At 40.6% G+C, this 1558-nt stretch carries 1 protein-coding gene and 1 pseudogene; both read left to right on the top strand.

Annotation, left to right across the window (positions count from 1 at the left end; translation table 11 throughout):
- On the top strand, positions 1 to 1320 hold a 1320-nt coding region (locus AB4496_RS26065), incomplete at its 5' end, for an MFS transporter (RefSeq protein ID WP_372132780.1).
- Positions 1317 to 1558, top strand: a pseudogene (locus tag AB4496_RS26060) (ABC transporter substrate-binding protein); the annotation flags it as partial. The gene AB4496_RS26065 and the pseudogene AB4496_RS26060, both read left to right, overlap by 4 nt.

Here is a 1558-nt window from a genome sequence, read left to right as displayed (position 1 = left end):
GTCAATCACTTGGCAAAAACTTCTTCTCGCGACGAGTTTGGCAAATTGCTTCATCTAGCTAACCAAGCAATTATTAAGCTAAAGCCTGCTCAGCCTTCACAAGATATTGATAAACAAGACTTTCGATTCATTCGCTTACCACTATTTTTATTGGTCCTCTCGGAAGCGTCTTCACTAGCCTTTTTTCCTAGGTTCGTGTCTTCACTGGACAACATAACGGGTTGGATTCCTGACAACCTAGTGACTAGTCTACCAATTTCACTGTTCATGTTGTGTTGGGCGATCTCACTACCATTTGCGGGATACTGGTCAGACAAAGTAGGCAGAAGACATTCGTTGATGACAGGAGGGCTGATCACGAGCATAGGGTTAATCGCTACTGCTTTCGTTCAATCCCTCGAATTCTTATTAGTAGCGCGTGCATTCACGGCGGTTGGTTATGGTATCGTTTTTATTTCCGCACAGGGTTATGTGTCAGATACCACCAACGATTCTAATCGTACTAAAGGAATGGCGACTTTCTTGTCATCATTTTTCTCTGGCTCTCTATGTGGAGCCGCGATTGGTGGGATCCTTGCGGAGAAGCTTGGATACTCAGAGACGTTTATGCTCGCTGGATTGATCGCAACGCTCAGTGTCTTACTTGTCTATGTGTTTTTTGAGAAATCAAGCACAATTAACTCAAGTAAACCTCTCAATTTAAAAGATTTCAAACAACTGTTAAGTAACAAATATTTTGCATTAATCACGATATTCAGTGCGATACCAGCGAAGATCGTACTTACTGGTTTCCTTTACTATATTTGCCCGGTTTATCTACAATTCTTGGGCGAAAGTAGCTCTGTTTCTGGCCGAGTAATTATGGCTTACGGTCTTGCAATCATCGTCATTTCACCGTTGAGCGCAATTCTAGTCGACAAACTCAAAAACAAAATGGCTTTCATTTTTATCGGTGGGCTACTTTCTTCTCTTGCATTACTCAACTTCTACTTCTTCCAAGGTACATTGGGAGTGTTACTGATCGTCATCATTATCGGCATTGCGCATGGCATTTGTGTTTCGCCTCAAATACCACTGGTCATCGAACTACTCTCCGGCCAAGGAATTGAAAAAGGGAAAATTATCGGTATCTTCAGGCTCACCGAGCGCATCGGTAATATTGCAGGGCCTATGCTAGCAGGCGTATGTTTGAGCATTTTTGGTTACGATAATACCATCCTTATATTTGGGGTTTCATTACTCGTGAGTTCATTCAGTCTAATTCTGTTCTTTTCATTATTTCTAGAATCCGATAAACAGAAATTAGGGGTTCAATCATGAGATTTTTAGTTTTCGTTATCACCTTTATTTTAATGACTCCCTTCACCTTTGCCAAAAGTGATGAAAAACACGTTGTCCTTTTATTATGGCGTGGAGTAACTGATGCAGAGCAAGGTTTTATGGACTATTTATCACAACACGTTGATGTGCGATTCACGGTTCTCGATGCAAACAGCGATAAGGCTCAACTTAAACAAAATATTAAAGATTTAAAATATAAGAAAGCTGATCTTATTCT

This window comes from Vibrio sp. 10N.222.46.A1, from assembly GCF_041473595.1.
Lineage (GTDB): Bacteria > Pseudomonadota > Gammaproteobacteria > Enterobacterales > Vibrionaceae > Vibrio > Vibrio tasmaniensis_A.
The sequence above is the reverse complement of the archived record's forward strand: the minus strand, read 5'-3'. Positions and strand labels throughout refer to the sequence as shown.